The following is a 20,079-nucleotide window of genomic DNA, read 5'->3' as shown; positions in this document are numbered from 1 at the left end:
ATTACTCCTTCGGCGCGACTCCGGCGCCTTCCTCGCCGAACGCCTCGATCGTCGACTGGTCCTGCTGGTCCTGCTCGGGCGCCTTCTCGACCGGCGTGTTGCCGTCCTTGCCGAGGATGAACGAATTGCGGCTGCCGTCGCCCGGATCGTCCGACATCTGGTTGTTCTGGTTCAGCGCCCGGTCGGTCGAATCGGCATTGTGCAGGTTCTTGCTCATGGCTGATCTCCTTTGCTCGAGGAAACCGGCGGCCCTGCGAGCGGGTTCCGGGAAGAACGCCTGATGCGCGACGATCTGCCATGGAGACCCGATGACTCCCGAACGCGAAGGCCGCCTCCTGCAGATCGCCGTGGCGATCGCCTGCCTCGTGCCGTTCGCCGCGGGCGGTGCCGGGGTGGTGCTCAGCACCGCGATGCTGAAGGATGTCGGCCCGCCCTGGACACCGGACCTCGACAGCCACTTCCGCTATCTCTCCGGCCTGCTGTTCGGGATCGGCATCGCCTTCGCCGCCTGCGTGCCCCGGATCGAGGCCATGGGCCTGCTGTTCCGCGGACTCACCGTCGTCGTGGTTGCCGGCGGCCTCGCCCGGCTGCTCTCCCTGCTCGCCTCGGGACCGCCGGGCGCGGGACATCTGTTCGGACTGGCGATGGAGCTCGGCGTGGTCCCCGCGCTTGCGATCTGGCAGACCCGCGTCGCCCGGCGCAGCCGCGCGGCGGCGGGCTGAACGGGTTACCGCGACCGGGTCGTGGGCGCCGTCCTCCGGCTGCGGTCGTCGAGCCAGCCACCGTCGGCGAGCCAGTCGTGGAGCCGATCGGGCCAGTGGACGATCGAGATCCGGTTCGATTCGTCGAGATTGAAGGCGTGGCCGGAGTCTGCATACATGTGGAGCTCGGCCGAGATCCCGGCCTTGCGGAGCTGCTCGTACAGCGCGACCGTGGGCGCCGCGCAGCATTCGTCGCGGGAGCCGGCGACGAGAAAGGCCGGCGGGGCGGCGGCCGGCGCCCGCGCCTCGGCCGCACGCGGTCCGGGGAAGACGAGGATCTGGAAGTCGGGACGGGCGCTCACCCGGTCGATGGCATCGTGCGCCCTGGCGTGGCCGGGTTCGGGGCTGTCGGCGATCAGCGAGACGATCTCGCCCCCGGCGGAGAAGCCCATCACGCCGATCCTGGCAGGATCGAGGCCGTAATCGCCCGAATGCGCCCGCACCCAGCGTACCGCTCGCCGCGCGTCGTCCGCGGCATCGCCCTCGACCGTGTAGCGGCTGCCCTCCTCACCGGCGAGGCGGTATTTCAGCACGAAGACGGTGATCCCCATCCGGTTCAGGGCGCGCGCGACGTTCAGTCCTTCGGTCGTCCACACGATCAGGCGGTGGCCGCCGCCCGGGATAACGATCACCGAGGCGCCGTTGGCATGGGCGGGATCGGCCGGGAAGATCGTGAGCGAAGGATTGTGAACGTTCTTCACCCAATAATCCTGCGCCTGCTCGGGTTCCGAACGCCGCGCCTCGGAGCCCGGCGCCCCCACGGTCCAGAGCGGGACCGTCTTCGGTGCGGCGGGCTGGGCGAGCGCAGGGGCTCCCCCGGCCAGTGCTAGGGCGAACAGCAAAGCTCGGATCATGCCAATCCTCCTGCGCTCGAGAAGAGCCGAGGATCGCGGCGAGCGCAAGCGCGCCGGCCTGGAGGCGTCGCCGTGGCTCGGGCCTGCGGCGCGATCACGCGGAAACGGCGCTTGTGCGCCGCCGGTCCACTGCTGCTAGAGCAGAGGGAAGGGGAGGAATCATGATGAAGCTGATTGTCGCCGCCATGCTGGCGCTCGCTGCACCCGCTGCCGCGGCGCCCGCCGCGCCCGCCGCGCCGCTCCGGGTGACGCTCGACGCGGAGAGCGCCAGGGGCGTGCTGAAGGCGCTCGCCAACCCGGCGCTCACCCGCGAGGAGGCGCTCGCGCTCGCCCGGCTGCCGGGCAACGCCGGGCTGATCCGCAAGGTGCTGAGCTACGATCGCCCGGCTGACGAAGCGAAGCTCGCCGACGCCCTGCTCGCCGCGGCAAAGGGCGGCAGCGGCGGCGACGTCGATGCCAATTACCGTTTCGTCGGCGTGCGCGACAATGCGGCGGCGATCGGCGAGACGCTCGACTATCTCGCCGATCCCGCGATACTCGCCGACGTTCGCACCCGCATCCTCGCCTTCACGCCGGCGCGGGTTCGCGGCGAGGTCGGCGGCTATCTGATCGCGGGCGGCACGTCGGGCGGCTTCGCGTTCGACGAGCCGAAATTCTACCTGAACGTGGCGATGTTCCCTTCGGCGCCGCTCGCCCGCACGATCCTGGCGCACGAGCTCTATCACGGGGTCCAGCAGCTCGCCGCCGCTTCGCGCAAGCCCGCCGCCGGTGCGGCCGCCTGCCGCGCGAAGCTTCCCGGCGGGGCCAACCTTGCCCGGCTGTTCGACTCCTTGCTCCAGGAGGGGGCGGCCAGCTACGTCGGCGACGTCCTCGCTCTGCCCGCCGGCGACGCGCCCGTCGAGGAGGCGCGCAAGCGCAGCCAGCGCGGCGTCAACATGATCGGCCGCAGCGTCACCCTGCTCCGCCTCTCCACCCATGCCCTCGCCACCGATCCCGAGGCCGATTACGACGCGATCTACGGCCTCGGCTTCTACGGGGACGAGATCCTCTACCCGCTCGGCTATGTGATGGCGCGGGCGATCGTCGCGGAGGGCGGCGACGCGGCGCTTGCCGAGCTGATCGACCGGCCGGGCGCCGAGTTCGTGACGCGCTACGCGGCGCTCAAGGCCTATGGCGGCAAGGACGCGCCCGCGCTCGACAAGGCCACGCTCGAACGCGCCCGCGCGCTCGCTGCCTGCGGCTGAACGCGATGGCCGGTCGAGAGGGCGGACGGAACTGGCGGATCGTTTTCGTCGCCGCCCTGCTGCTCGGAGCCTTGCTCCTTTCCCTGCTCGGTCTCACCGATCCCTCCGGCCGCTGGCGTCCCTGGATCGCCCTGCTCGCGCCGGAGGAGGACGGGAGCTGGCTTGCCGTCACGATCGACGGCCGCCCGGCCGAAGGTTTTCGGGTCTCGATCACCGGCGGGAGAGTCGCCGGCGGCCGCGACGGATGCAACGACTGGGCCTTTGCCGCCCCCGATCCGAGCGGGGGCCGGACGATCGACACCATTTTGGTCGCCTGCCCGGAGGACGATCCGCTGCGCGAGAGCTACTGGCGCCTGGTGCAGGAGGGGCACGTCGCCCTCCGGGGGGACGGGCGGCTGCGCCTCGCGGGGGACGGCCACCAGGCCCTGTTCCGCCGCTGCGCGTGGCGGACGGAGCGGATCCATAATGAGACCCGGCATTCGGAGACGCGCGTTTGCGCCCCGGTCTGATCCACCGTCAATAGATCTCGGTGCGCAGGTCGACGTGCTTCCACGGCACCACGCCGGTGAACGGATCGTGCTCCGGCGCGCCCACGATCTTCAGCCAGTAAATGTGCTGCTCGAAATAATAGGAAAGGTTCGATCCCATCGTGGACATGCGGAACCGCCCGTTCCAGTCGATACGCGCGACGTGGCCGCGCCGCAGCTCGAACAGAGGAGACGGCAGCTTGGCCGGCCACTTCGTCCGGCGGCGGTACGGGCTCGGATCGTGGAGGCTCACCCAATAATCGATCCCGGGCGTCGCCTTGAGCACGCCCAGATCGACCACGCCGGGCTTGTCGCTGCCCGCGCGGAAAGTCTCCCGGATCTCAAAGCCGTCGGCTTCCACCGCCTTGATCTCGTGCACCCACGCCACGCCCGCCGCGAGCGCCCCTGCCTGGTCGGCCGGCAGCCGATAGGCCTCCTGCAGCCGCGGCCGCGTCAGCGGGGCATTCGCGCCGCGCGAGCGCTTGGTCCAGCGCATCCAGATGTGCTGGACGATCAATCCCATTGTCCGGCCTTCAGCGCGCCGCCGCGTCGGGTGAGGAGGCACCCGCCTCCGCCGCCGCCGGCGCCGCGCCGCTGCCGTTCGGCTTCAGCCACAGGGTGCCGCCGCCGATATCGAGCACGATTGTGAAGCGGCCGAGGAAGCCCATGCCGAGGGCGCCGTCCTGCGCCGCCGTCGGCCAGTCGCCGATGTCGACCTTCACCGCGCGTTCGGTGAAGGGACCGATCGTCACCTGCGGCACGAAGGTGTAGACGCCGCGAAGCGCGCCCGCCCCGGCGCCGCGGGCGGTGGTCGTCCCCAGCGCCGGCGCCGTTTCGCCGCTTCGCGCCCAGGCGGCGCGCGTCAGGCTGATCGCACCGTCCGAGCCGGTGTCGACCGCCAGCCGCACGCCCGTCTTGCCGATCGTCATCTCGACGAATCGTCCTTCGTGGAGGGGCAAAGGGGTGAAGTCGCTGCCCAGCTTCGTTCCCTTCCGGGTGAAGCCGAGCTCCCGGCGCACCGGATCGATGTGGACGCCGAGGTGGTTCAGAAGCGAGGCGCCGATGACAATCCCGATCGGGCGGCCGAGCGCGCGCGAGGCGTCGGTAAGGTCGAGCGCGACCAGCGGCATTCGGGTCTCGAACTGGTGCGGCGCGACGATCTCGACGTCCGGCGCCAGCGTACCAGGAAGGACCGTGCCGTCGGACGCGGTCTGCGAGACGCTTGGCGCGGCCTCGAGCGCGGCGCCGATCGACCTCGCGAAGCCAAGGTCGATCAGGGCCATTCCGGCCCCGCTGTCGAGCAGCGCCCAGGTCTCCTGCCCGTTGGCTGCGACCCTGAAGAAGATGTGGCCGCTCGCCGTCTCGTAGCGAAGCGGCGTCCGCTCGGCCGGCTGCCGAAGCCGGCCGCGATAGACCCGGCCGGGAGCGCTCGTCTTGGGACCGCCCACCTGTACGGGCGGCGGCAGCACGCGTCGCACGGGGGCCTTTGCGGCGGCGGGCGGCGCGCTCGCCCTTGCCTGGTCCGGTGCGGCGCTTCCGGCGGCGAGCGCCGCGGCGATCAACAGCATCGTGAACGGCAGAATTCGGCCCTCCCCGGGCCCAGATTAGGGGCCGGCGGGTCGCTGTCAAACGCGGGCGCTCAGTCCGCCGCCGGCCGCGGCTCCGGCGTCCTCTTGCGCCGGTCGATGCGCCACAGCGCCACTGCGCCGATCGCCAGCCAGATGACGTTGAGGGTCGCCGACGGGATGGCGCCGTGCCACCATCCGTTGACCACGAAGCCGCTCGCGCCGGCGACGTTCATCCACTGATAGGAAGCGGACTGGCCGCTCACCCGCCCCAAGGAGAGGAGCAGGTAAGCGGCCAGGATCAGCAGGGCGCCGGACCAGCCGGCAACCTCGATCAGGAGCTCCGTGGCGGTCAGGCCGCCTTGCCCCGGGCGAGGCCGCGCAGCACGAAGTGCAGGATGCCGCCGTGGCGGAAATATTCGAGCTCGTTGAGCGTATCGATCCGGCAGCGCGCGGTGAAGGTGAAGGACGATCCGTCCGGCTTGCTGACCACGACCTCCACGTCCTGGCGGGGCTTCAGGTCGGCGATGTTGGTGACGCTGAACATCTCGGTGCCGTCGAACGCCGGGACGTCGCCGATGAACTGCAGCGGCAGCACGCCCATGCCGACCAGGTTGGAGCGGTGGATGCGCTCGTAGGTCTCGGCGATCACGGCGCGCACGCCGAGCAGGTTGGTGCCCTTCGCTGCCCAGTCGCGCGACGAGCCGGTGCCATATTCCTTGCCGGCGATGACGACCAAAGGCGTGCCCGCCTCCTTGTAGCGCATCGCCGCGTCGTAGATCGCCATCACCTCGCCGGTCGGGATGTGCTTGGTGACGCCGCCCTCGATCCCCGGAGTCATGCGGTTCTTGATGCGGATGTTGGCGAAGGTGCCGCGCATCATCACTTCATGGTTGCCGCGGCGCGCGCCGTAGCTGTTGAAGTCCGGGCGGGCGACCTGGTGCTCGTTGAGGTAGCGGCCGGCCGGGCTGTCGACCTTGATCGCGCCCGCGGGCGAGATGTGGTCGGTGGTGATCGAATCGCCGAAGATGGCGAGCGGCCGCGCGCCGACGACGTCGCCCGGAGGCGTCGGGGTCATCGACATGCCCTCGAAATAGGGCGGGTTCTGGATGTAGGTCGAACCGGCCGACCAGGCATAGGTGTCGCCGCCGGTGACCGGGATGCCGCTCCAGCGCGCATCGCCCTTGTAGACGTCGGCATAACGGGTGCGGAACATCTCGCCGGTGACGAAGCGGTCGATCAGGTCGCGGACCTCGGCGTTGCTCGGCCAGATGTCGCGAAGATAGACGTCGCTGCCGTCCTTGCCCTTGCCGATCGGCTCCTCGATCATGTCGCTCGTCACCGTGCCCTTCAGCGCATAAGCGACGACCAGGGGCGGCGAGGCGAGGAAGTTGGCGCGCACGTCCGGCGAGACGCGGCCCTCGAAATTGCGGTTGCCCGAGAGCACCGAGGCGGCGACCAGATCGTTCTCGTTGATCGCCTTCGAGATATGCTCGGGGAGCGGTCCCGAATTGCCGATGCAGGTCGTGCAGCCATAGCCGGTGAGGTTGAAGCCGATCGCGTCGAGGTCCTCCTGCAGGCCGGCGGCGACCAGATAGTCGGTCACCACCTGCGATCCCGGCGCCAGCGAGCTCTTCACCCAGGGCTTGCGGGTCAGGCCCTTCTCGCGCGCCTTGCGGGCGACGAGGCCGGCCGCGACCAGCACCGCCGGGTTCGAGGTGTTGGTGCAACTGGTGATCGCGGCGATGACGACGTCGCCATGGCCGAGGTCGTGGCCGTCCGCGGGGACGCGGTTGCCCAGGGTCGCGGCGTCATGGCCGTACTCCTTGGTGAAATTGGCGATGAACTCCTCGTCCACCTTGGCCAGCGTCACCTTGTCCTGCGGGCGCTTCGGGCCGGCGAGCGACGGCTCGACGCTGGCCATGTCGAGGCTGAGCGTGTCGGTGAACACCGGCTCGATCGACGGATCGAGCCACAGGCCCTGCGCCTTGCAATAGGCCTCGGTGAGCGCGATCTGCTCCTCGGAGCGGCCGGTCAGGCGCATATAGTCCAGGGTCTTGGCGTCGACCGGGAAGAAGCCGCAGGTCGCGCCATATTCCGGCGCCATGTTGGCGATCGTCGCGCGATCGGCGACCGAGAGCTCGGAAACGCCGGGGCCGTAGAATTCGACGAAGCGGCCGACCACGCCCTTCTTCCTGAGCATCTGGGTGACGGTCAGCACCAGGTCGGTGGCGGTGATGCCTTCCTTGAGGTTGCCCGAGAGATGGAAGCCGACGACCTCGGGGATCAGCATCGACACCGGCTGGCCGAGCATCGCGGCCTCGGCCTCGATGCCGCCGACGCCCCAGCCGAGCACGCCAAGGCCGTTCACCATCGTCGTGTGGCTGTCGGTGCCGACGAGCGTGTCCGGATAGGCGACCTCCTCGCCTTTCTGGTCGGCCGAGGACCATACGGCGCGGGCGATGTATTCGAGGTTCACCTGGTGGCAGATGCCGGTGCCCGGCGGCACCACCTTGAAGTTGTTGAAGGCCGACGATCCCCACTTGAGGAACTGGTAGCGCTCCATGTTGCGCTCATACTCGAGCGCGACGTTCTGCTCGAACGCCTTGGGCGTGCCGAACTCGTCGACCATCACCGAATGGTCGATGACGAGGTGCACGGGCACCAGCGGGTTGATCAGCTCCGGATTGCCGCCGAGCTTGGCGATGCCGTCGCGCATCGCGGCGAGATCGACCACCGCCGGCACGCCGGTGAAATCCTGCATCAGCACGCGCGCCGGGCGGTACTGGATCTCGCGAGTCGAGGCCCGCTCCTTCTGCCAGTCGACCAGCGCCTGCACGTCGTCGCGCGACACCGTGACGCCGTCCTCGAAGCGGAGCAGGTTCTCGAGCAGCACCTTCATCGAGAAGGGCAGGCGCGAGACGTCGCCGAGCTGCGCCGCGGCCTTGGCCAGCGAGTAATAAGCGTAGCTCTTGCCGCCGACGTTGAGGGAGGTGCGGGTCTGAAGGGTGTCGTGGCCGACAGCGGTCATAAGTGCCTCGTCGCAAAGTGGTACTTTGCGCCGAAAGCAGGACGCCGCCGGCGCGGTTTGCGCGCGCCTTAGCGCTTTGCGGGCGGCGGGGGACGGGCGTGGACTGCTCCCGCTGCTCGTTACGGAACCCCATCCTTTGCGCGGACGTTCCTTGTTCAACCTGAACGACAGGAGGCAGTGTAATGGCCTACTTCAGTCTCATGGGGGAACAGGGCGCCGGGGGCGCCATCGTCCGTCTCCAGCCGGAGCGCTTTGCCAACGGTCCGCGCGAGACTGAGGCTGCCGACAAGCTTCCACATTGTCGATGATCCGCGGGAGAGGCGCCGCCTCTCCGCCCGTTCGGGTGTAGCGACCCCGCACGGCTGATCCCGGTCCGCCGCCGGGCTCCGCGAGGAGCGAAAGGCGCCAGACACCAGGGAACGAGCGACCCGTTGCGCAAGCTGCGGGCCGCTCGTCCGCGTGTGCGTCAGGAGTCGCTCGGCTCCGGCTTCGGGCGCAGCGAGGCGGGGAGCTCGGCGGCGCCGGCCGGAGCGTGCGGGCGCCGGCGCTTGCCGTTCGCCTCGCCGTTCGCCGCCTCGGCGGGCCGCTCCTGGGCCTTCGCGGGGCGATGGTCCGTGCCCCGCGTGTCGCGCGTGGCGTCGGTCGAGACCGCGATCAGCGTTGCGCTCGGGTCGAGCGGCTTGGCGTTCGCTTTCTCGAGCAGGTCGGGCACCAGCCGCTCGGCGAAGCCGGCGACGAAGCCGAGGGTCAGCACGAACAGGACGCCTTCCTTGGTGCCCTGCGGACCGAAGCTGAACTGGATCATCTCGGACTTGACCAGCACGGTGAGCACCGCGCCGGCGATGAAGCCGATCGTCACCCTCAGCACGGCATCCATCATGTTCGAGGTGCGCAGCAGGTCGGGGAGGATGGTGCGCTTGCGGATGGCGAGCGAGATCGAGAAGAAGGCGCCGAGCGCCCCGGCAATCGCGCCGCGGGCGACGTGCAGCGCGGGCTCGTAGAGCGGGTCCACCGGCGCCATCGACATCCGCGGCGAGATCAGCACCGCCCCGATCGGTATCGCGGCGGCAAGCAACAGCAGGCCGGCGCGCATCGCGGGCTTGGGGTGCTCGGCGGTGGCGATCGCCGCCGCGCCGGTGCCGCAGAGCAGGAGCAGGATGACGCCGGCCGTCCGGATCCGGCTCTCCATGCCGGCGATGCCCTCGGTTCCCGGCAGGATCAGGGTCAGCAGCCAGCCGACGAACATCAGGGCCAGGAAGGTCGCGAAGGCGGTCAGCAGATATTCGAACCGCGCCCAGGCGATCCGCTCGTTGAGCAGGTCGGTCTTCACCTTTTCCAGTACCGCCTGCGCGCAGGGCAGCCGGTCCTCGAGCGCCTGGATCAGCGCGCCGCCGACGCGGCGGTCCTGGCATTCCGCCTTGGCCTTCAGCCGGTCCGGATTGGTGAGGCCGAAGAAGCCGCGATCGCTGTTGCGCCAGCTGGCGACCAGCCCCTCGATCTCGTCGCGGAGCTGCGCCAGCGAGGCGAGGTGGCGCCGCTGGCGCACGGCGGCCGTGTCGGCGTCCGCGAAATGGACCATCACCCGCCCGCAGGCACGATAAACGGCATATTCCGGCGGCTTGCGCCCGTAGATTTCGTGGATGACGTCGCCATTGGCATCGAAGGTGGGGATCTTCCTGCCGTTGGCATCCTTCTCGCAGCGGATGTCGGCGACGTTGCGCGCTCGCTCCTGCGTGGCCATGGCTCGCCTCCTCGAAGAGTCGGTTGAAGCAATCAGCGCCCGCCGCGGAAGACGAGATGTATTCGAAGCCTTCGGTCCCGCGCGAAAACGAACGCGCACATCCGGCCGCACGATCTCGCGTCGTCGAATCGCCTGGCCGATCTTCGGGAGTGTATGCCACGATCTATCCACCGGCAACGCGCCGACTTGCCACCGCAGCCGGTGATCTTGGTGAGCAGCGTCCGGTTCACGCTGCCGCCCGTTTCGACACGGGACCGTCCTGTGCGTCCGCTCGAGTGTCTTCGGCGCCTCAGGTGGCGAGCCCGGCGCAGGAAACTCGACGGCTCAGAGGCGGGAGAAGCCGCGCTCCAGGTCCGCGATCAGGTCGTCGGCATCCTCGAGGCCGACCGAGAGGCGGAGGAGGTCGGGCGCGATTCCAGCCTCGGCCTGTGCCTCGGGCGGCATGCCGCGGTGGGTCATCGTCGCGGGCTTGCAGATCAAGGTCGCGAAGCTGCCCAGCGAGGAGGCGAGGGTGACGAGCTCGAGCGCGGCGAGGAACGCCGGAGCGTCGCCGCGCACCCGGAAGCTGATCATGAAGCCCGGCCCGTCCTGCTGGGCAGCGGCGACCTCATGGCCGGGATGATCCGCCAGACCGGGATAGTTCACCCCCTGCACCTTGGGATGGGCCGCGAGCCACTCGGCGACTCGCCGCGCACTCGCTTCCTGCCGGTCGAGCCGCAGATTGAGGGTGCGCAGCCCGCGCAGCAATTGCGCGCTGTCCTGGGCCGAGGCGTTGAGCCCGGCGGCGTTCGACCACCATTGGAGCTGCTCGACCAGTGCGGGATCGCCGGCGAGCAGCGCGCCGCCGAACAGGTCCGAATGGCCGTTCAGCGCCTTGGTCGTCGAATGCATGACGAGGTCGCAGCCGAGCGCCAGCGGTCTCTGGCGCAGCGGCGTGGCGAGCGTGTTGTCGGCGCAGACCAGCGCGCCTGCCGAGCGTCCGGCCGCCGCCACCCGGGCGATGTCGGTCACCCGGAGCAAAGGATTGCTGGGGGTCTCGATCCACAGCAGGTCCGCGCCGCCGTCGAGCACGTCGGCGAGCGCGGCCGGATCGGCCATGTCGACGAAGCTGGCCCGCAGCTTGCCCTGGTCCTCCAGACCTTTAATCAGCCGATAGGTCCCGCCGTAGCAATCGTGGGGCGCGACGACATGGGCGCCGGCCGGCAGGATCAGCAGGGCGAGGAGCGCGGCCGATTGGCCGCTGCCGGTGACGACTCCGCCGGCCGCGCCCTCGAGCGCCGCCAGCGCGTCGATCACCAGATCGCGATTGGGGCTGACGGTGCGGGAGTAATCATAGTCCGGCTTGGTGTCCGAATCCTCCCATTGATAGGTGTCGGAGACGACGACCGGGGGGACGACGCCGCGAAAGCCCGGGTCGCGCGCAACATGCGCGGCGGCGACGATGGTCGCCGGCTTGCGGGTCTCGCCCATCTCAGCGCGCCAGGAAGGGAGCGATGATCCGCCCGACCGCCTCGGCCTCCTTCAGGAACATGTCATGGCCGTAGAGGCAAGGCAGGAGGTGGAGCTCGGAAGGCCCGGCGAGGCGTCCGGCCAGCGCGCGCATCTGGTCCGGCGGGACCAATTGATCGCTGTCGGCGCCGATCAGCAGCACGGGGCAGGCGATGCGCGACGGATCGACCCGGTGGCGGTCGATCGATCCGGAGAGGCTGAGGAAGCGCTCGGGCGACATCACCGCCCGGAAAGCGCTGCCGCGGGCGCGCAGATAGGCGCCCGGAGCCGATGCCGTATGGGGACAACAGGCATCGATCCCGCCCTCGAACCGCCCGGCGAATTCGTCCGGCGTGCGGTAGGTCAGCATCGCCATGCCGCGGGCGATGGCGAGAGCCTCGTCGGCCTTGCCGCTTTCGATGCCGAGCGCGACGACGCGGCGCTGGAGCTCGCGATTGGCCGTCGAGAGCGGATGCGGCTCTCCGCCGGCGGAGATCACGATCAGGCTGCCGACCCGCGCGGGGGCGATCTCCGCCAGGGCGAGCGCGACCATGCCGCCGTAGGAGGCGCCGATCACCACGTCGGCCCGCGCGCGGCCGAGCCGGTCGAGCGCGGCGAGCAGCACCTGCGCCTGCTCTGCGGTGGTCGGCGCGACGCGGCCGGCGGAATCCGCGGCGAAATCGAGGCCGACGATCAGGTGGCGCGCGGGATCGACGGCGCGCCCGCTGCCGACCAGACCGGGCCACCAGCCCGGCGCGCCGTCGCCGGAGCCGGCGACGAAACGGTTGCCGGAGATGCCGCCGAGGACGACCACCGTCTTGCCTTTCGGGTTGCCGGTCGCGGTGGCCCGCGTGCTGCCGCCGAGATGGGCGAGGGCGGCGGGAAGCGGGACCTCGACGTCGAGGAACAGGGGCTCCGTGCCGCCGCCCACCTCCTCGGCTCGTCCACCGAATGCAAGGCCGAGCTTCGGCCGCGCCATCGCACGCGCAGCGGGCGCGGGGACGATGCCGGGGACGGGATCGAGACTCAGTTCCATCTTCCTACCTTCGCTCGGGAGATGTGGCTGAGAGACCCGGTTCGTTGCCGTCTCGGCCGCATCGTCCCGCTGGGACCGCCACCTTGCCCGGGCTGGGCAGGTTGGCGTGGGTCGAGATGACCCACTCTTGATGCACGGACGCTGGGCGTCCGATGCCCCTCCTTACGGCGCGCGGGCTTAACAGGTCAAGTACGGGCTCTCCGCAAGAGCGTCGCGCCCGGGTCGAGGCTGCCGGGGCCTCTTCGCATCCGATGTCAGACGTCGGGCAAGGCGATCTCGGGGAGCTTGTCGAGTCCCAGGCTGCGGCGCGCCGGCGAGCTGTGGCCGCGCATCAGCGTCTCGGCGACGTCGGGCTGGCCGGCTTCGATGGCGTCGACGATGGCGTGGTGCTGGTGATGGCCGGAGACGAGGATCGGGAAGATCTCCTCGAGCGGCACGCGGTTGAACGCGACCACGGCCGGTGCGACGAACGGCACCGCGTAAACGCGGTGGATGAGATCGGAGAGCAGGGGATCGCGCGCGCCGCTGTTGATCGTGTCGTGGAAGCGGCGGTTCATCCGGCCATAGGCCTCCTCGTCTTCCTTGACGACATGGCCCTTGGCGAAGATCGCGTCGCCTTCGGCAAGGCAGTCGCGCAGCTCGGCGACGACCGGACCGCGGTCGGGACGGGCGGCAAGCTCGCGCGCCGCATAGCCTTCGAGCAGGCAGCGAATCTCGGTGCCTCGGAAGCTGTCCTCGACGCTGAAGCCGCGGACAGCCCAGCCGCGCTTGCCGGCGGGCTCGAGCAGGCCTTCCATCGCGAGAGCGGGGAGCGCGTTGCGCACCGGCGTGCGGGAGACTCCGAGCCGCTCGGCGATCGCCGCTTCGGCGACACGGGTGCCGGGGGCAAGCGTGCCCTCGACGATCAGTTCACGAATACGCTGCGCTACGGGGCTTTCCACGCTCTCTCCGGTCCCGAACGGGGGGTTGTCCCGCTCTCTCGCGCAGCCTCATAGCTGGGAGGCAGGGTCCCCGTCCACAACTCGGGATACAATCTTTGTTGTGCGGCGCAACAGCGCTTCCTAGGCTCGCGCGCATGAGCGGAGTCGAACAGCGCGGGATGAACGACGCGGCGGGGCGTATCGCCGCGGCGCGGCGCGTCACCGTGAAGATCGGCTCCTCGCTGCTGATCGAGGGCGAGGATGTTCGCCGTGCCTGGCTGGACAGCGTCGCCGAGGACCTCGCCGCCCTTCGCGCTGCGGGCAAGCACACCGTCGTCGTCTCGTCGGGCGCGGTCGCGCTCGGACGCGGCAAGCTCGGCCTCAAGCGGTCGGCCCGGCTCGATCTCAAGCAGGCGGCCGCGGCGGCCGGGCAGCCCCGGCTGATGGCGGCCTGGGAGGCGGCGATGGCCCGTGCCGGGATCCCGACGGCGCAGCTGCTGCTCACCGTCGAGGACACCGAATCGCGCCGCCGCTGGCTCAATGCCAGGGCGACCATGGAAGTGCTGCTGCGCGAGGGTGCCCTGCCGGTGGTCAACGAGAACGACAGCGTCGCGACCGAGGAGCTGCGCTACGGCGACAACGATCGGCTCTCGGCCCGGGTCGCCCAGATGATCCGCAGCGACGTCCTCATCCTCCTGTCCGACGTCGACGGCCTCTACACCGCCGATCCGTCTCGGGAGCCCGGTGCCGAGCATCTCCCCTTCCTCGATGCGATCGACGAGACGATCGAGGGTTTCGCCGGCGGGGCGGGGAGCGCCGGGGTCGGGACCGGGGGCATGCGCACCAAGATCGCCGCGGCGCGGATCGCGCGCGGCTTCGGCTGCGCCACGATCATCGCGCACGGCCATGCGGCCAATCCGCTCCGCGCGCTTCAGCACGGCGCCCGCGCCACCGTGATCGCGGCCTCCGGTTCGCCCGCCGGGGCGTACAAGCAGTGGATCGCGGGAACGCTGGAGCCGGCGGGCTCGGTCACGATCGACGAGGGCGCGGTTCGGGCCCTGGCGGGCGGCAAGAGCCTGCTGCCGGCCGGCGTTCGCGCGGTGGGCGGCGTGTTCGAACGCGGAGTTTGCCTGCGCGTGCTCGATCCGGCGGGGCGCGAGGTCGCACGCGGCCTCAGCGCCTATACCTCGGCCGAGGCGCAGGCGATCGCCGGCTGCGTCAGCGCGGCCATCGCGGAGCGGCTGGGCTATAGTGGCCCGGACGAGCTGATTCACAGGGACGATCTGGTGCTGGTCTGATGCAGGACATGATGAACCAAATGGGCCGTCAGGCACGGCTGGCGGCGGACGTGCTGCGCAGCCTGTCGGCCGAGGCGCGCTCCGAGGCGATTCGGGCGATGGCCCGCCACATCCGGGCCGAGGCCGGCGCCATCCTCGCCGCCAATGCCGCGGACGTCGGCGCGGCCACGGCCATGGTCGACCGCCTCCTTCTGAACGACGCGCGGCTGGAGGGGATCGCCGCCGCGGTCGAGGCAGTGGCCGATCTGCCGGATCCGGTCGGCGCCGAGATCGCGCGCTGGCAGCGGCCGAACGGCCTCGACATCGCCCGCGTGCGCACGCCGATCGGCGTGATCGGCATGATCTACGAAAGCCGGCCCAACGTCACCGCCGATGCGGCGGCGATCTGCCTGCGCTCGGGCAACGCCATCATCCTGCGCTCGGGGAGCGAGGCGCTGCGCAGCGCGCTCGCCCTCCATCGCGCGCTGGCGGCGGGTCTCGCCGAGACCGGCATTCCCGCCGGCGCGGTCCAGATCGTCGCCACCGCCGATCGTGCGGCCGTAGGCATGATGCTCGAGGGCCTGTCCGGCGCGATCGATCTGATCATCCCGCGCGGCGGCAAGGCCCTGGTCGAGCGGGTGAGCCGCGACGCCAGGGTGCCGACGCTCGGCCATCTCGAGGGTGTCTGCCACACCTATGTCCACGAATCGGCGGACCCCGTAATGGCCGCCGAGATCGTCGCGAACGCCAAGCTGCGTCGCGTCTCGGTGTGCGGCGCGACCGAGACCCTGCTCGTCGACCGCGCCGCCGCGCCCGTGCTGCTGCCGCGCCTCGCCGAGGCGCTCCAAGGATGCGAGCTGCGCGGCGACGCGGGCGCCCGCGCGATCGTACCTATGGCCGCCGCCGCCGAGGCGGACTGGGCGACCGAATATCTCGCGCCGATCCTCGCCGTCCGGCTCGTCGACGGAGTCGCCGGGGCCGTCGCCCATATCGCCCGCTACGGCACCGGCCACACCGAAGCGATCGTGGCGGAGGATCCGGTTGCGGCCGAGGCTTTCCTCGACCGCGTCGACAGCGCCATCGTGATCTGGAACGCCTCGACTCAGTTCGCCGACGGCGGCGAGTTCGGCTTCGGTGCGGAAATCGGGATCGCCACCGGCAAGCTCCACGCCCGCGGACCGGTCGGACCGGAGCAGCTCACCAGCTTCAAATATGTCGTTCGCGGCACCGGCCAGACCCGGCCGTAGCAAGAGGCCCGCGTTCCGTCGCTCGCGCCTTCTTCGAAAGGGGGAGAGGCTACGCGAGGTAGATTGTATCCCAAATCATACGTTTCGATCGCAATTCTACGAAGGCGCCCTTTTTGCGGTTGACGACTCGGCTTCTGCCCGGCACATATGGGATCCCAAACCGAGGTATCGTGCATTGTCCCTTCGCAGCGCCAACCCGTTTCTCACGCGTGCCCCAGGCACGGCGGGCGGTGCTGCGTGCTCGATGATGACGACGATTATCACCATCACCACCCGGTTCCGGGGGGCGAGCGGCTGACGATCCGAGAGATCCGAGCTTTCAACCCGCTCCCCCCCAAGGTGAGCGGGTTTTTTTTATCCCAATGTCCCGTTCCACATCAGATCTGAAGGCGATTTCGATGACCGACGACAACCAGCGTCTCTGCGTCCTGAAATTCGGAAGTTCGGTGCTCTGCACCGAGGCCGACTATCCGGCGGTCGCCCTCGAGATTTACCGGCACGTGCGCGACGGAGAGAAAGTCGTGGCGGTCGTCTCCGCGCTCGCCGGCGAGACCGACGCGCTGCTCGACCAGGCGGAGCGCGTCGGCAGCGGCGGTCCCGATACCCTCGTCGCCCGGGTCGCCCGTTGCGGCGAGCTCCATTCCGCCGCGCTGATGGCGCTCGCGCTCGCCAAGGTGGGCGTGCGGGCCTGTACCATGGATCCGGAGGAGATGGGGCTGGTCGCCGAGGGGGAAGCGCTCGACGCCAACCTCGTCGGCCTCGACGCCGAGGCGGTCCGGGCGAAGCTCGCCGCGCACGACGTGGTCGTCGTGCCCGGCTTCACGGCCCGCCACGCCGAGCATGGCGTGGTGACCCTCGGCCGTGGCGGCACCGACCTCAGCGCGGTGTTCTTCGCGGCGCGGCTCGATGCCCACCGGGTGAGGCTGATCAAGGACGTTGACGGCGTCTATGCCGAGGATCCTGCCAGGAATCCCGCCGCCGAGCGGTTCTCGCAGATGCGCTATGCCGAGGCCGAGGCCGCCAGCGCCGGGCTGATCCAGCCAAAGGCGATCCGGGCGGCGGAGAAGGAGGACGTGTTGATCGAGGTGGCGGCGCTGGGCTCGGCCGAGGCAACGACGATCGCCCATGTGCCCGCAAGAAAGGCGCGGCCGCCGAAGCCGGAGCGGCTCCGCGTCGCGCTGCTCGGCTGCGGCGCCGTCGGCGCCGGGGTTCTCGCCTATCTCCAGTCGCGGCCGGACCTCTTCGAGGTCAATCCGGTGCTGGTCCGCCGCCCCGCCAAATATGGCGATCCCGGCCGCTATACCGCCCAGCTCTCGGAGGCGCTGGCAGGGAATCCCGATCTGGTCATCGAGCTGCTCGGCGGCGCCGACCGTCCGGCCGAGCTGATGCTCTCGGCACTCCACCACGGCGCGCAGGTGGTCACGGCCAACAAGGCGGCGGTCGCCAAATATTACGATCCGCTCCACGCCTGTGCCGAGGCGGGCGGCGGCGCCATCCGCTATTCTGCCGCGGTCGGCGGCGGCGCCCCGATCCTCGAGACGTTGAAGCGGCTTGACGGCGACGTCGTCGCGCTGGAAGGCGTGATGAACGGCACGTGCAATTATCTGCTCAGCCGCCTCGGTGAAGGCTGGAGCTTCGACGATGCCGTCGCTCAGGCGCAGGAGCTCGGCTATGCCGAGGCCGATCCCGCCGCGGACGTCGACAGCCACGATGCCGCCGACAAGCTCTCGATCCTGATCCGCGAAGCATTCGGCGTGGCGCTGTTGCCCGACCGCATCGCCAAGGAGAGCCTGCGCGACGTGACGCCGGAGGCGGCGCAGGCGGCGCTCGCCCGCGGCGAGGTGCTGAAGCAGGTCGGCCGATGCCGCCGCCTTCCCGACGGCAGCATCGAGGCCGAGGTGCGCGTCGTCGCGCTGCCGGTGGCGCATCCGCTCGCCGGCGCCCGCAACGAGGAAAACCGCTTCCTCGTTACCGATGGCAGCGGCATGGTGCATCAGGTATTCGGCAAGGGAGCCGGCAGATGGCCGACGGCAACGGCGGTGTTCGCAGACGTGATGGACGCGCAGCGGGCGCTGCTCGGCCGGGTGCCGGCGGATCTCCCCGCCCCGGTGTCGCTGAAGCTCCTGGCCTGAAGGGATCGGTGATGCAGGCTTCTGCGAGCGCACCCGCCAGCATCGGCAATGTCGGGGTCGGCTTCGACATCCTCGGCCAGGCCTTCGACGCCGCGCGCGACCGGGTGACGGCGGTGCGCGAGGATGCGCCGGGCGTCCGCCTCGGTTCCGTCTCGGGCTTGGTCGCGAGCCTTCCCCCGAGCCCCTCCAGCAACACCGCTCTTGCCGCCGCCCAGGCGGTGCTCGATGCCGCCGGGGCGCCGCACGGCATGCGGCTGGACATCGACAAGGGCGTGCCGCTCGCCGCCGGAATGGGCGGCTCGGCGGCCTCCGCCGTCGCCGGCGCCGCCGCCGCCAACGCCCTGCTCGGCGAGCCGTTTTCGGTCGCGCAGCTGCTTCCCTTCGCGCTCGAGGGGGAGCGGATCGCGTCCGATCCGCCGCATTGGGACAATGTCATGGCGAGCCTGCTCGGCGGACTGGTGCTCGCCGCCAGCGAGGATCCGCCTCTGGTCCAGAGGCTGCCGGTGCCTAAGGGCGTGGTGTCGATCGTCCTGCACCCCGCCGTGAAGGTGGAGACCAGGATGGCGCGCGGCATTCTTCGCAAGGAGGTGCCGATGCCGCTGGTCGTCGAGCACAGCCGGCGGGTCGCCGCCTTCGTCGCCGGCTGCGCGGCCGGTGATCTCGGCCTGATCCGCGCCGGACTCGAGGACGTGCTGGTCGAGCCGCAGCGGCAGCATCTCCTCCCCGTTCTGCCCGAGCTCAAGGGAGCGGCGCTGGCGGCGGGCGCCTTGGGCTGCTCCTTCTCCGGCTCGGGTCCGTCGGTCTTCGCCTGGGCCTTGGAGAAGGACGCCGATGCGGTCGAGGATGCGATGTCCTGGAGCTTCGTAGAGGCGGGCATCGCCGCCCGGGCCTATCGTGCGCCGGTCGCCTCCCAGGGCGTTCGCGTCGAACGGGTCAGCGAGGAAGTGGCGTGAGGTTCGTCAGCACACGCCGGAGCTCCCCCGCCGTCTCGCTCAGCCAGGCGATCCGCAACGGCGCCGCGCCGGACGGTGGCCTCTACATGCCCGAGACGCTGCCGGCGCTCGACGTGACCCGGCTCGATCCCGGCATGGATCTCGCCGGCTTCGCCGCCGCGATGCTCGCCCCGTTCTTCGAGGGAGACCCGCTCGAGCCCGAGCTGCCGCGGATCTGTGCGGAGGCGTTCGACTTTCCGGTGCCGCTGGTGACTCCCGACGCGGCGCGGCCGAGCCTGCGCGCCCTGGAGCTCTTCCACGGCCCGACCGGCGCCTTCAAGGATTTCGGCGCGCGCTTCCTGATGGCCTGCTTCGATCGGATCGGCGATCCGGCGGATCCGCTGACGGTTCTCGCCGCGACCTCCGGGGACACCGGTGGTGCGGTCGGCTGCGCTGCGGAAGGTCGTGCGGCGGTGCGCGCCCTGATCCTCTTTCCCAAAGGCCGCGTGTCGCCCTTCCAGGAGCTGCAGCTCACCTGCTGGGGTGCGCCGGTGCGCGCTCTCGAGGTGGAGGGCGATTTCGACGATTGCCAGCGGCTGGTGAAGGCCGCCTTTGCCGACCGCGGTCTGAGCGATCGCCACCGCCTGACCTCGGCCAACTCGATCAACATCGGCCGGCTGTTGCCGCAGATGGCCTATGTCGGCCATGCCGCTCTCCGCCTGTTCGCGGAGACGGGGGAGAAGCCTGGCTTCGTCGTTCCGACCGGCAACCTCGGCCACGGCTTCGCCACGTTCTATGCCCGTGCGCTCGGCCTGCCGATCGGCCCGGTGCTGCTCGTCACCAACGCCAACCGAACCCTGGCGGACTGGTGGGCGAGCGGAGCCTATGTGCCCCGCGCCTCGATCGCCACCATCGCCAACGCCATGGACGTCGGCACGCCGAGCAATTTCGAGCGGCTGAGCGCGTTGTCGCCCGAGGCTTCGGACATCCGCGTCGATCTCGTCACCGATTCGGCGATCCGGTCGCGGGTGAAGACCGAGTTCGACAGGACCGGCTACGTCTGGTGCCCGCATTCGGCGACGGCGGCCGAGGCCTGGTCGCGGCTGTCGTCCGAGGAACAGGCGGCGCGTCCGTGGATCGCCGCCGCCACCGCCCATCCGTTCAAGTTCGCCGAGGCCATAGAGCCGCTGATCGGCGCGCCGGTCGAGGCGCCGCCCGCCCTGGCGGCAATCCTCGGCCGCGTCGCGCGCAAGTCCACCGTCCCGGCGGAGCTGGCGGCTCTGGCCGAGGCTCTGGACGGGGAGAGCCGCGCCGCCGCCTGACC

General features: G+C 70.4%; 18 protein-coding genes and 1 riboswitch. Of the genes, 8 read left to right on the top strand and 10 right to left on the bottom strand.

Annotation, left to right across the window (positions count from 1 at the left end; genetic code table 11):
• Window position 1: 1 nt before the first annotated feature.
• The gene (locus E2493_RS04530) at window positions 2-217 is read right to left on the bottom strand and encodes a hypothetical protein (RefSeq protein WP_135084158.1); all 216 of its coding nucleotides are present in this window, start codon (window positions 215-217) and stop codon (window positions 2-4) included.
• A gap of 91 nt (window positions 218-308) precedes the next feature.
• Here E2493_RS04530 and E2493_RS04525 point away from each other — a divergent pair, with 91 nt between their 5' ends.
• Window positions 309-722, top strand: coding sequence for a DUF4345 domain-containing protein (locus E2493_RS04525; protein ID WP_135084156.1), 414 nt, complete (start codon window positions 309-311; stop codon window positions 720-722).
• A gap of 5 nt (window positions 723-727) precedes the next feature.
• Here E2493_RS04525 and E2493_RS04520 read toward each other — a convergent pair whose 3' ends face one another.
• Window positions 728-1,615: an alpha/beta hydrolase gene (locus E2493_RS04520; RefSeq protein WP_135084154.1), complete on the bottom strand. Its 888-nt coding sequence runs from the start codon at window positions 1,613-1,615 to the stop codon at window positions 728-730.
• A 161-nt stretch (window positions 1,616-1,776) separates the two neighbouring features.
• Between E2493_RS04520 and E2493_RS04515 the strand changes: the two genes are divergently transcribed.
• Window positions 1,777-2,859, top strand: a complete 1,083-nt coding sequence (locus tag E2493_RS04515) for a DUF5700 domain-containing putative Zn-dependent protease (protein ID WP_135084152.1) — start codon at window positions 1,777-1,779, stop codon at window positions 2,857-2,859.
• 5 nt (window positions 2,860-2,864) lie between these two features.
• On the top strand, window positions 2,865-3,368 hold the full coding sequence (locus E2493_RS04510; RefSeq protein WP_135084150.1) for an META domain-containing protein: 504 nt from the start codon (window positions 2,865-2,867) through the stop codon (window positions 3,366-3,368).
• A 7-nt stretch (window positions 3,369-3,375) separates the two neighbouring features.
• Here the strand turns inward: E2493_RS04510 and E2493_RS04505 are convergent, their stop codons facing one another.
• The 8 genes from E2493_RS04505 to E2493_RS04470 all read right to left on the bottom strand — a co-directional run bounded on the left by E2493_RS04505 (window position 3,376) and on the right by E2493_RS04470 (window position 13,188).
• Window positions 3,376-3,909, bottom strand: coding sequence for a hypothetical protein (locus tag E2493_RS04505; protein ID WP_135084148.1), 534 nt, complete (start codon window positions 3,907-3,909; stop codon window positions 3,376-3,378).
• 10 nt (window positions 3,910-3,919) lie between these two features.
• On the bottom strand, window positions 3,920-4,954 hold the full coding sequence (locus tag E2493_RS04500) for an aspartyl protease family protein (RefSeq protein WP_135084146.1): 1,035 nt from the start codon (window positions 4,952-4,954) through the stop codon (window positions 3,920-3,922).
• A 71-nt stretch (window positions 4,955-5,025) separates the two neighbouring features.
• Window positions 5,026-5,286: a CBU_0592 family membrane protein gene (locus E2493_RS04495; RefSeq protein WP_450097532.1), complete on the bottom strand. Its 261-nt coding sequence runs from the start codon at window positions 5,284-5,286 to the stop codon at window positions 5,026-5,028.
• A 17-nt stretch (window positions 5,287-5,303) separates the two neighbouring features.
• Window positions 5,304-7,982 (bottom strand): aconitate hydratase AcnA, encoded by a 2,679-nt coding sequence (gene acnA / locus E2493_RS04490; protein ID WP_135084142.1) that lies wholly within the window; start codon window positions 7,980-7,982, stop codon window positions 5,304-5,306.
• Between the two features lie 466 nt (window positions 7,983-8,448).
• Window positions 8,449-9,723, bottom strand: a complete 1,275-nt coding sequence (locus E2493_RS04485; protein WP_135084140.1) for a hypothetical protein — start codon at window positions 9,721-9,723, stop codon at window positions 8,449-8,451.
• Between the two features lie 324 nt (window positions 9,724-10,047).
• Window positions 10,048-11,193: a trans-sulfuration enzyme family protein gene (locus E2493_RS04480; protein ID WP_135084138.1), complete on the bottom strand. Its 1,146-nt coding sequence runs from the start codon at window positions 11,191-11,193 to the stop codon at window positions 10,048-10,050.
• A gap of 1 nt (window position 11,194) precedes the next feature.
• The gene (metX, locus tag E2493_RS04475; RefSeq protein WP_135084136.1) at window positions 11,195-12,247 is read right to left on the bottom strand and encodes a homoserine O-succinyltransferase MetX; all 1,053 of its coding nucleotides are present in this window, start codon (window positions 12,245-12,247) and stop codon (window positions 11,195-11,197) included.
• A gap of 30 nt (window positions 12,248-12,277) precedes the next feature.
• Window positions 12,278-12,386: riboswitch (SAM-I-IV-variant riboswitch) on the bottom strand.
• Window positions 12,387-12,501: 115 nt separating this feature from the next.
• Window positions 12,502-13,188 carry a GntR family transcriptional regulator gene (locus E2493_RS04470; RefSeq protein WP_135084134.1) on the bottom strand — a complete coding sequence of 229 codons (687 nt, stop codon included), beginning with the start codon at window positions 13,186-13,188 and terminating at the stop codon, window positions 12,502-12,504.
• A gap of 134 nt (window positions 13,189-13,322) precedes the next feature.
• On the opposite strand from E2493_RS04470, the gene proB reads away from it, so the two are divergent.
• From proB to thrC, 5 genes are all read left to right on the top strand, one after another.
• Window positions 13,323-14,465: a glutamate 5-kinase gene (gene proB, locus E2493_RS04465; RefSeq protein ID WP_225421143.1), complete on the top strand. Its 1,143-nt coding sequence runs from the start codon at window positions 13,323-13,325 to the stop codon at window positions 14,463-14,465.
• Between the two features lie 8 nt (window positions 14,466-14,473).
• The gene (locus E2493_RS04460) at window positions 14,474-15,691 is read left to right on the top strand and encodes a glutamate-5-semialdehyde dehydrogenase (protein WP_225421142.1); all 1,218 of its coding nucleotides are present in this window, start codon (window positions 14,474-14,476) and stop codon (window positions 15,689-15,691) included.
• Between the two features lie 398 nt (window positions 15,692-16,089).
• Window positions 16,090-17,823 carry a homoserine dehydrogenase gene (locus E2493_RS04455; protein ID WP_135084132.1) on the top strand — a complete coding sequence of 578 codons (1,734 nt, stop codon included), beginning with the start codon at window positions 16,090-16,092 and terminating at the stop codon, window positions 17,821-17,823.
• A gap of 11 nt (window positions 17,824-17,834) precedes the next feature.
• Window positions 17,835-18,776: a homoserine kinase gene (locus E2493_RS04450; protein ID WP_135084129.1), complete on the top strand. Its 942-nt coding sequence runs from the start codon at window positions 17,835-17,837 to the stop codon at window positions 18,774-18,776.
• Window positions 18,773-20,077 carry a threonine synthase gene (gene thrC / locus E2493_RS04445; RefSeq protein WP_135084127.1) on the top strand — a complete coding sequence of 435 codons (1,305 nt, stop codon included), beginning with the start codon at window positions 18,773-18,775 and terminating at the stop codon, window positions 20,075-20,077. Before E2493_RS04450 ends, thrC begins: the two co-directional genes overlap by 4 nt.
• The last annotated feature ends 2 nt before the right edge of the window (window positions 20,078-20,079 follow it).

The organism is Sphingomonas parva (ex Maeng et al. 2020), assembly GCF_004564275.1.
GTDB lineage: Bacteria > Pseudomonadota > Alphaproteobacteria > Sphingomonadales > Sphingomonadaceae > Allosphingosinicella > Allosphingosinicella parva.
The sequence above is the reverse complement of the archived record's forward strand: the minus strand, read 5'-3'. Positions and strand labels throughout refer to the sequence as shown.

Excerpts from the sequence above, each read along its gene's own strand:
- E2493_RS04530 (WP_135084158.1), bottom strand. The coding sequence starts at position 217 with ATGAGCAAGAACCTGCACAATGCCGATTCGACCGACCGGGCGCTGAAC.
- E2493_RS04525 (WP_135084156.1), top strand. The coding sequence starts at position 309 with ATGACTCCCGAACGCGAAGGCCGCCTCCTGCAGATCGCCGTGGCGATC.
- E2493_RS04520 (WP_135084154.1), bottom strand. The coding sequence starts at position 1,615 with ATGATCCGAGCTTTGCTGTTCGCCCTAGCACTGGCCGGGGGAGCCCCT.
- E2493_RS04515 (WP_135084152.1), top strand. The coding sequence starts at position 1,777 with ATGATGAAGCTGATTGTCGCCGCCATGCTGGCGCTCGCTGCACCCGCT.
- E2493_RS04510 (WP_135084150.1), top strand. The coding sequence starts at position 2,865 with ATGGCCGGTCGAGAGGGCGGACGGAACTGGCGGATCGTTTTCGTCGCC.
- E2493_RS04505 (WP_135084148.1), bottom strand. The coding sequence starts at position 3,909 with ATGGGATTGATCGTCCAGCACATCTGGATGCGCTGGACCAAGCGCTCG.
- E2493_RS04500 (WP_135084146.1), bottom strand. The coding sequence starts at position 4,954 with ATGCTGTTGATCGCCGCGGCGCTCGCCGCCGGAAGCGCCGCACCGGAC.
- acnA (WP_135084142.1), bottom strand. The coding sequence starts at position 7,982 with ATGACCGCTGTCGGCCACGACACCCTTCAGACCCGCACCTCCCTCAAC.
- E2493_RS04485 (WP_135084140.1), bottom strand. The coding sequence starts at position 9,723 with ATGGCCACGCAGGAGCGAGCGCGCAACGTCGCCGACATCCGCTGCGAG.
- E2493_RS04480 (WP_135084138.1), bottom strand. The coding sequence starts at position 11,193 with ATGGGCGAGACCCGCAAGCCGGCGACCATCGTCGCCGCCGCGCATGTT.
- metX (WP_135084136.1), bottom strand. The coding sequence starts at position 12,247 with ATGGAACTGAGTCTCGATCCCGTCCCCGGCATCGTCCCCGCGCCCGCT.
- proB (WP_225421143.1), top strand. The coding sequence starts at position 13,323 with ATGAGCGGAGTCGAACAGCGCGGGATGAACGACGCGGCGGGGCGTATC.
- E2493_RS04460 (WP_225421142.1), top strand. The coding sequence starts at position 14,474 with ATGATGAACCAAATGGGCCGTCAGGCACGGCTGGCGGCGGACGTGCTG.
- E2493_RS04455 (WP_135084132.1), top strand. The coding sequence starts at position 16,090 with ATGACCGACGACAACCAGCGTCTCTGCGTCCTGAAATTCGGAAGTTCG.
- E2493_RS04450 (WP_135084129.1), top strand. The coding sequence starts at position 17,835 with ATGCAGGCTTCTGCGAGCGCACCCGCCAGCATCGGCAATGTCGGGGTC.